Genomic DNA, 4,475 nt, shown 5'->3' on the forward strand with positions numbered 1-4,475 from the left:
GACTTAGGGTATTAACTGAAGGCAAAAATCCTCCCGGAAAAATATATTTTTGAATAAAATCAACATTGTTTTTGTAATACTCAAAGCGTTGATCCGCTATGGTGATAGCTTGTATCAATACCTTCCCACCTGGCTTTAATCTGTCGTTACACTGTTGAAAGAAGCTAGGTAAAAATTTATAACCCACTGCTTCTATCATTTCAATGGAAACAACTTTGTCGTATTTTCCTGTTAAATCTCGGTAGTCGTCCTTGAGCAAGGTTATTTGATCTTCTAGACCTAATTTAAGTACCTGTGCGTGTGCATAGGCAAATTGAGCATCAGAAATCGTCGTTGTAGTAACTTTACATCCGTAATGTTGAGCTGCATAAATTGCTAACCCTCCCCAACCTGTACCAATTTCTAAAAGGTGATCTGCGGATTTAAGTGACAGTCGTTCACAAATAGTTTGAAGTTTATATGACTGGGCTTCATCTAAAGTACTGGTTTCGTTTGGATATATAGCAGATGAATACATCATTTTAGGATCTAAGAAGCGCGTGTATAATTCATTTCCCAAATCATAGTGGGCTAAAATGTTACGTTTAGATCCTGATTGTGTGTTTCTGTTCTTCCAATGAAAAAGCATATTTTTAATTTTGTTTTTCCAAGTTCTTTTCGCTTCTAATGTGTCGATTTGTTGTTGGGCTTTTGCAAAAATGCGAATGACATTAGTTAGGTTAGGGCTACTCCATTTTCCGTCTATAAAGGCTTCAGCTACGCCAATACTGCCCCCCTGCAAAAAGTCTTGATAAAGGCTGATATCATGCACAAGTATGTGTCCTTTAATCATGTCTTTGCATGCTTTTTGCGGAAATAAGAAGTGTTTGTTGTCCTCTACAATTTCTACTTGGCCATAGGTTAGAGATTCAAGAATGGTATGAACAAACGCACGGCAACGTTTATTTATCCAAGTCGATTCTTTTGGTGTACTAAAACTTGCAACATGTTCCATGCAATACTCCTATCTTTATCTCTAAATTAATTTGCTGATTGGTATCCAATAAATGGGATACGTTTAATGAATAGCCTTAATGCTTGCCAATAAATACTGGCGACAATCTTTAGGGTCATAATGGGTAAATAACACCAAACGCGAAAAATATTTCTTTTATTAAAAGCCTGTTTGGTCATTTTCAAACAGGCATCGAATAATTTCTCTTCGTTACCATCAGTTGGATTGATGCGTTTGTTTTCAATATTTATTAATAGTGTACTGCCGTTGTCAGGAGCTTTAATGTTCCAAAAATATGACATATCTAAATCCATAAAAGGGGACACTTGGAAGTTCTTTTTATTCACCTTTTCTTTGTCACTCAGAAGGTCGACTAAGTAGTAATGTCTCTCGTTCCAGGGGGTATTACTCACCTCTGCTAACATCTGAGTGCAAGATCCATTTTTGTCATAACAGAAGTAAAAATTAGCTGGACTAAAATACAAACCAAAACACCTTACCTGAACTAGCATTATTACCTTGTCTATATCGGCATAGCCGTTTAATTGGCTTACTTTGTTGGTTATACGTTTCTTAAGTCCGTTTGGTTCACCTCTCAAATAATCTTTTTCTACAAAACGTAGGGGATGAAACCAAGAGAATCCGAATAAGCCAATGCCTTCTTTGTTATTTTCTATTTCTGAGACATCTAGCGCTAACATATAAAGTCGATAATCGAAGCTGTGTTTCTTAGGAGAAAAGCGTCTGTGAATAATATTGCCTAAATAGATATTGCTTTGGTTAAACCTTGTTTTCATTTTTAACCCATCACTTTATTTATTGTTATTTATCTAAAAAACAATCAAAGCGTTTTGCTACTTCAACCGCACTTTTTACACCATCTTCATGGAACCCACTGTGCCAATAAGCACCAGCATAGTGTGTGTGCTTGACGCCACATATTTTATCTCGTTGTTGTTGGGCCTTTATTGAAGAACTTGAAAATATTGGATGGTGATACGTAAACTCTCTAAGAATTAATTTAGGATCAATCGCTTCTTTTTGATTTAAGGTGACACAAAATGTGTGCGGGCTTTTAATGCCTTGCAAGATATTCATATTATAGGTAACACTTGCCGCCTTATTTCTATCTTGACTAAGTTGGTAATTCCAGCTGGCCCACGCTTTTTCTTTATGAGGTAATAGCGACTCGTCGGTATGGAGAATCACTGAGTTTTGGCTATATGGCATGGCGCCCAAAATTTCTTTTTCGTCGTCTGACGGATGACTTAGTAGACTCAAAGCTTCATCAGAATGACAAGCAATTACGACTTCATCGAAGGTTTCACTAGGCGCATCATTAAAATGAATCTGAATTTGGCCATCGTTACGTTCAATATTTTTTATATTTGAATTAAGTTTAATACTATTTTTAAACGTTTTAGTTAAAGGTGTTAAGTAACTACGAGATCCGTTAGGGATCACATACCATTGTGGTCGGTCAGCAATATTTAATAAGCCGTGATTGTGAAAAAATTGAACAAAAAACTTAAACTCAAAGTCTTCCATTTCGGCTAAAGAGCTAGACCAAATTGCTGCTCCCATAGGTAAAATGTAATGCTCACTAAAAAAATCACTGAAGTTGTTTTCGGTTAAAAACTCTCCAAGCGTGAGGCCACTATGATAATTCTGTGATTCTAATATATTTTTGCAGAGTTTGTTGAATCTAAGTATTTCTTTCACTAACCCCCAGAAGCTTGGTCTCAATAAATTACGTCTTTGTGCAAAGAGGGTATCTAAGTTGTGGCCATTGTATTCGAGGCCCGTTTGGCAGTTGTGAACCGAAAAACTCATTTCAGTAGCTTGCCTTCCTATGCCTATTTCAGACAATAAAGATAAAAAATTAGGATAAGTTTTATCATTGAATACGATAAAGCCGGTATCTATTGAATAGGCTTTGCCATCTTTATCCACATCTACGGTCGCCGTGTGCCCACCGATCCGGGAGTTTTTTTCAAATACGGTGACATGATGTTTTTTAGCAAGTAGATATGCGGCTGTTAAACCGGAAATTCCAGAGCCAATTATTGCAATGTTTTTCATGGGTTGGACTTCCTTATGATTAATAATTGCCAAATAGAAAAGGGTAAATAGGAAAATAACTTTAAGATAAGCGTTAAACGTTTGGGGAAATGTAGGTATTTCTTACGTTTGTTAACACCATTGATAATTCGAGACGCTGCATTTTCACTTGTTATTAGGAATGGCATTTGGAAGTCATTCTTGTCTGTCAAAGGTGTTTTAACAAACCCTGGGTGAACTAAAGTGACGTCTATGTTTTCCTTAAGCAAATCTAAACGAAGACTATTGGCCAAATAATCCATGCCTGCTTTGGAGGCTCCATATGCTTCGCTTCTGGGAAAGGGGAGTAGAGTTGCACTTGAGCTTATGAAAACAACTTGTCCACCGTTAGTCATTTTGGGTAAGGTAAATTGTAATAACCAGCCTAATGACGAGAGGTTAGTTGATATTATTTGAGAGAAAAGTTCGCCGTCAAATTGTTTCGCATCATCGATGTAACGGCAATCCCCCGCATTAAAAATAGCAATGTCGATTGAATTAATGTCATTGAATTGGGTCTTTATCTCATCAGGATTGTTTAGGTCAAACAAGCATGTTTTAAACGCTTTTTCTGATAGGTCGCTGAGTTTGGACTGATTTCTTCCACAAACGATAACCTTGTCACCATTTTCAATATATTTCTGGGCCAAGGATAAACCTATGCCTGAGGTTCCACCGGTAATTAACACGGTTTTACTAGTCATTAGTTTTGAGCCTTTGCTTTTATCCACTTTGTTAACGTTCCAAAAAATGGTATCTGTTCATAAAGCATTGCGCCGAGATCTAAATAATCTCTGTGGTAAATTACCTTGCCCTCATGACCTTTGATAAATGAAGAACCTTCAACTACGACCTTTTTACCTTTATTCAATTTATTATGTTGGTATGTCATATTCCAATAAATGGCAGCCTCATCAGCTTGTTCGATGACCTTCTGAATTTTAAATTCACATAAAGATAAATTTTGATAAAGATTGGAAAAGTATTTGTGAAGGTTTTCAAAACCTTCGATCTTATGTATTGGGTCGATGAAGACTATATCTGGATGATAGATAGATTGTAGATCATGCAGGTTGGTTGTAGTTAACGCTTGATAGACTTCCATAAAGTTACTTAACCATGGAGAATCTGTGTTAGCTACCTTATTTATTTGATCGTTTTGCATTTTTACCATCGCTTAAGCTAATCTTAATTGTAGATAATTCAGTTCGTTACAATTAGATACGAACTAATACATAGTAAGGATCAATAAAGTTTTTATCCAAGGTTAAATTCTGGGTAATTAATTAAGTCATCCTTAATAAAAAGTTAATAGCTAAATCCTAAAATTTAGCTATTTCAACAGATTTGGTTTCGGACAAATTAATAAGCGTATCTAAGC

At 36.0% G+C, this 4,475-nt stretch carries 5 protein-coding genes; all 5 read right to left on the reverse strand.

All coding sequences use genetic code 11. From position 1 onward, the window contains the following. Positions 1-994, reverse strand: a 994-nt coding sequence (locus tag ACSHXM_RS20995) for an SAM-dependent methyltransferase (protein WP_435692225.1), incomplete at its 3' end; no start/stop codon positions are given. A 26-nt stretch (positions 995-1,020) separates the two neighbouring features. Continuing rightward, positions 1,021-1,791 carry a DUF1365 domain-containing protein gene (locus ACSHXM_RS21000; RefSeq protein WP_435692227.1) on the reverse strand — a complete coding sequence of 257 codons (771 nt, stop codon included), beginning with the start codon at positions 1,789-1,791 and terminating at the stop codon, positions 1,021-1,023. A 25-nt stretch (positions 1,792-1,816) separates the two neighbouring features. Continuing rightward, a complete protein-coding gene (locus ACSHXM_RS21005; protein WP_435692229.1) occupies positions 1,817-3,076 on the reverse strand; it encodes an NAD(P)/FAD-dependent oxidoreductase in 1,260 nt (419 codons plus the stop codon). Next, a complete protein-coding gene (locus tag ACSHXM_RS21010) occupies positions 3,073-3,798 on the reverse strand; it encodes an SDR family NAD(P)-dependent oxidoreductase (RefSeq protein WP_435692231.1) in 726 nt (241 codons plus the stop codon). Before ACSHXM_RS21010 ends, ACSHXM_RS21005 begins: the two co-directional genes overlap by 4 nt. Continuing rightward, on the reverse strand, positions 3,798-4,259 hold the full coding sequence (locus tag ACSHXM_RS21015) for a nuclear transport factor 2 family protein (RefSeq protein ID WP_435692233.1): 462 nt from the start codon (positions 4,257-4,259) through the stop codon (positions 3,798-3,800). The genes ACSHXM_RS21010 and ACSHXM_RS21015 overlap by 1 nt, the downstream gene beginning before the upstream one ends. Positions 4,260-4,475: the final 216 nt, after the last annotated feature.

This window comes from Paraglaciecola sp., assembly GCF_051252315.1.
Lineage (GTDB): Bacteria > Pseudomonadota > Gammaproteobacteria > Enterobacterales > Alteromonadaceae > Paraglaciecola.

Bases quoted from the DNA above. Each gene is read 5' to 3' on its own strand.
- ACSHXM_RS21010 (WP_435692231.1), bottom strand. From the start codon at position 3,798: ATGACTAGTAAAACCGTGTTAATTACCGGTGGAACCTCAGGCATAGGT.
- ACSHXM_RS21015 (WP_435692233.1), bottom strand. From the start codon at position 4,259: ATGCAAAACGATCAAATAAATAAGGTAGCTAACACAGATTCTCCATGG.
- ACSHXM_RS21005 (WP_435692229.1), bottom strand. From the start codon at position 3,076: ATGAAAAACATTGCAATAATTGGCTCTGGAATTTCCGGTTTAACAGCC.
- ACSHXM_RS21000 (WP_435692227.1), bottom strand. From the start codon at position 1,791: ATGAAAACAAGGTTTAACCAAAGCAATATCTATTTAGGCAATATTATT.